This is a genomic window from Planktothrix sp. FACHB-1355, assembly GCF_014748295.1.
In the GTDB taxonomy this organism is placed as follows: Bacteria; Cyanobacteriota; Cyanobacteriia; order Cyanobacteriales; family Aerosakkonemataceae; genus Aerosakkonema; species Aerosakkonema funiforme_A.
Genome location: NZ_JACJUP010000637.1, coordinates 1 through 3999, shown reverse-complemented (window position 1 = coordinate 3999; position 3999 = coordinate 1). Strand labels below are relative to the sequence as shown.

Here is a 3999-nt window from a genome sequence, read left to right as displayed (position 1 = left end):
TCCCCCACTCCCCCACTCCCCCACCGATAATTTACTCCAAAGCAATAGTTGCGCCCCATCGGTCTTGGGGTAAAAAAGACCGATCCATTGGAATGGCAGCAACTCGTTCGCTGAGAGTGAATTTTCCTTCTTGAATCCACTGTTTCAACTCTAAAGCTACTTGCCGCGACAGATATATGCTGGCAAGAGGGGCAGCTCTGACCTGTTTTCCCTCAATCGGAATCCGACCGGATTTTAATTGTGCGTAACTTACCAAACCAAAGGTAGGACGCACGCGGCGGGGAATGGAAAAATCTACGATCGGCGCTACTAAATCTTTGTCTTGTACGGCGCATTTTTCTACTACTTCCTCATGCAAAACAGGTAACGGTAGACCTACGCCTAACATGAGGGAAGGGCCGTAATTTTTGAAGTAACAACCGCGCACCCAACGACGATTCATTTGTTTGGCATCTCCAACTAAGGCGAGGGTAGCGGCTGGGCCAATTGGTGTCTGATTTGACAATCGTTTTTGTAATGGGAAATGCTGAGTGCCTTCCCAAGCTACGTAACCGATTCCTCCGCCTAAGAAAATGCGGGTGCCAATGCCAATTAGTTGCAAATCTGGGTCGTTGAGGAGGGGGGAAATAGCACCTGGGTTGGAGTAGACGGCGTTGGCAAGTCTGGGTTGCAAAGGGCCAAGGTAAGTATACAGAGGCCGATCGCCTCCATTCACTCCCACGATAAAGTTTTGATATAAATTGCGGGGATTGTAGAGATAAAATTGGTTAATTGTGTCGCGGGTGATGGTGGTTTCAAATGATGGGCGAGGATAGCAATCAGTTACCTGTCCGACCGCTCGCAATTGGATGGGTTTGCCAGCAATTAAATCTTCGATTACATGACCGCCACCCCGTTCTTTGGATTCTGGATCGTCGCCTGCTTCCAAGGTGCTAGGATAGTCTACGCTTTGGGTGGCTCCCAAATACAAATCTACTGCGCCAAATCCAGAATAAGCTAAGACTCCATCTAGCCAGCAGGAGCGAATTTTAATCGGTGGATCGGTGTGTCCTAAGTTAATTATTGCTCCGGAAGATTCCATCGGCTCAAAGGTGCCAGTGGTGATGACATCGACTTCTTTTGCAGTTTGGCTGATGCCAGCTTCTGCCACTCGCGCTTTTAATTCTTCGACGGTACAAACTACCGCAGATTTTTTGGTAATTTTATCGTTTATTTCGGCAATTGTTCGCATATATAGCTAGGGCGTCGGGGCTAGGACTGGGGCGTCGGGTTTGGTGGAATTAAGAACGCCCTAATTGACGAAAGCGATTGCTATAAAATTAAAAATTTCCAACTAAAAATTAAAACAATTGTTGGAAGTTGTGCTGGATTAAGACTGAGGCCAGTTTAATTAGTATTGTCATCTTCTACACTCGATTTTTGTTGAGTTTTTGGACTATCTTCAGGCAAGACGGGAGCTTGTCGATCGGCTTCTGCTGCTGACTCTGATTCGGCAATACCGGCGCTCTCGAAGGCCAGTTGCCGATCGCTGTGCCATACATCCAGGATATCTTTAATCAACACTTCTCTTACCCAGACTTGTCCTACAACTGTTAGAGGTAAAGCTAAAATCAGCCCCAAGAATCCAAAGAATGTAGCGAAAAAGACTTGGGACATTAACGTGATCGCCGGTAGTAGCGCTACCTGTTGCGCCATCACGTAGGGAGTGAGAAAATTACTCTCAAACTGCTGAATGAAGAAGTACACAATTAAGACGGCGACGGATTTCCAGGGCGCATCTAGGAGTGCGATCGTCATCGGTAAGACTACACTCAATGTAGGGCCAATATTGGGAATAAAGTTGAGCAATCCCGCTAACACACCCTGAGCCAGCGCTAGCCTTACTCCCAAAATCGATAAGCCAACCACACTCAACAAGGCAACTACGCTCATGCTGATCAAAGCGCCGATAATCCATCTACCCAGCGCTACTTCGCATTGATCCAAAATCCCATCTACGCGCCGTCGGTAGAAGGAGGGAAACAAGCGCACGAAGGTTTTACGGTAAGATTGGGGCTGGGCTAACATCATCAATGTCAAAACCAGCACCAGTAAAAAGCTCAGTATACCCCCCAGGGTATTCGAGAAAAAAGCGACCGATCCGCCCAAAAGCTGATTGACCACCGGTTGCAGTTGTTGGCTGAGGCTATTAATGTCCGGCAGATACTGGTTGAATTGGGTGGGAATATTATTTCTGAGCAGATTCAGCCATTGGTTGATGCGATTGACGCCTTTGGGGAACAACTCTACTAATTGTTGAACTTCCGCGACAAAGGGCGGCACAATCAGCAAGAAAAAGCCAATCAGAACGATTACCATAATGGCAATTGACAGCATTACTGCCCACAATCGCGACAATCTGGACTGCTGCAACCGCCGTGCTAGCCTGTTCAAGGCAGTCGCTAACACCACAGCTGCAAACACGAGTAAAATTACTTGCCGAATTTGCCACAGTATGTATAAACAGATGGCAATTAGTAACAGGCCGATCGCTTGACCCAATTTCACAATGCTGACTCCCAGTTGTTCGGGCTACCTTGAGTGTAATGCGCCTTGTCAAGTACATTCGGAATCGAATACAGCTAAATTAGCCGATCGCAATTTCCCCAGCATACATTAGCGCCACTGCTATCACAATCTCTGTGGGCTTATTTTCCCTGCTGCCATACCCGCCCCCAAAGTAAAAGCCCGACGATCGCACTTGGCAGAAGGACGAGCGTCAGCGCAAGGCTCTGATTCGCCGTAACATTTAATACCGGGCCTCCATACTTAATTAATACCGACAGTGCAGTTGAGAAGATCAGCACTTTGAAAATGAATCCTGCCTGACTTTCCATTGCTTGTAAGGTAGACAACAATACAAATTATGGCAGAAAAAGGTTATAAATAATCAACTTTCTGCCTTTGGTAATTGCTGTGTTTGAGAAGCAACAGGACTAATCAAACCCTGCGCCGTACTAAATAAATTTATGGGATTTTTTCCATCAGTAATTAGTACGCTTTGTAGACCTAGCGATTGCAAAAGTCTCGCCTGCATTTCCGGGCCAGCTTGCGCCATTGCGGTGAGAGTTTCTGGGCCGATCGCTTCTACTTTTTGCCTGAATTCAGTACTGGTAATTTCCGCCATTCGCTCTGCTTTTTGGATTTCCAAAGCAATTAGCGCTTGCTGATGAGCTAATTCAGCTTCCTGTCTCGCTCTCAATTGTGCTAATTCAGCTTCATAGCGAATTCGCGCCGCCTCTGCTTCTTGCTGAGCTAAATTAACGGCTAATTGTCCTTGAATTCTAGCAGCTTCTGCCTTCGCTCTTGCTTCTGCTGTCGCTTGACCTGTAGATTGAATGGCAGCGTTTTCTGCTTGCAATTCCAGTAGATTTCGCCGTTCTGCTTCTGCCGCACTTTTATCAACAATTGCCTGTCTTTCTAATCTTGCTTTCGCTTCTTGGGCAATTCGTTCCGCATCTTGTCGGGCTGCTGCTTCTTGAGCATCGGTAGTAATTTGAATGGCAATTTGTACCGATTTTTGCAGACTTTCTAAGGTGCGTTCATCAACAGGTTCGACTGATTGAATGTCGATGTTTGTGATTACCAAGTTATTGGTTCTAAAGCGGAATTCCTCTCGCACGCGACCTTCACTGTCTGTACCAAACACGGCAGTTCTGATAATTCGGGCAGAATTGCGGTGAAATTCATCGAATTTTTCTCCCGCTACAGCACCGCGCACGCGAGATGCGATCGCTTTGCAAGCATCTCCTACAAAATCAGGCACTTGAAACAGTTTAGCTGCTGCTGCTTCGTCGTGGCGATCGATATCGAAATACCAGTTATATGACAACTGAATTTGCAGTCTGGCATGATCTGATGTCTCCACAGTAAAGATATCAGTCATAAAATCCGGGCCTAATAATAATGCTAGCGATTTGATCGCATTCGGTCGCTTCGGTTTGCTACCTGACAAACTTA

The 3999-nt window shown here is 46.6% G+C and carries 3 protein-coding genes and 1 pseudogene; all 4 read right to left on the bottom strand.

Features of this window, described 5'->3' with window-relative positions; translation table 11 throughout:
• Window positions 1-31: 31 nt before the first annotated feature.
• Window positions 32-1231, bottom strand: a complete 1200-nt coding sequence (locus H6S82_RS22140) for a homocysteine biosynthesis protein (protein ID WP_190465241.1) — start codon at window positions 1229-1231, stop codon at window positions 32-34.
• 155 nt (window positions 1232-1386) lie between these two features.
• Entirely contained in the window at window positions 1387-2547 is a 1161-nt protein-coding gene (locus H6S82_RS22135; protein WP_190465240.1) for an AI-2E family transporter, read from the bottom strand.
• A gap of 140 nt (window positions 2548-2687) precedes the next feature.
• Entirely contained in the window at window positions 2688-2876 is a 189-nt protein-coding gene (locus tag H6S82_RS22130; RefSeq protein WP_190465239.1) for a hypothetical protein, read from the bottom strand.
• Window positions 2877-2929: 53 nt separating this feature from the next.
• Window positions 2930-3999: pseudogene (locus H6S82_RS22125) on the bottom strand (colicin uptake protein); the annotation flags it as partial.

Coding starts and splice junctions, on each gene's coding strand:
- H6S82_RS22130 (WP_190465239.1), bottom strand. CDS start 2,876: ATGGAAAGTCAGGCAGGATTCATTTTCAAAGTGCTGATCTTCTCAACT.
- H6S82_RS22140 (WP_190465241.1), bottom strand. CDS start 1,231: ATGCGAACAATTGCCGAAATAAACGATAAAATTACCAAAAAATCTGCG.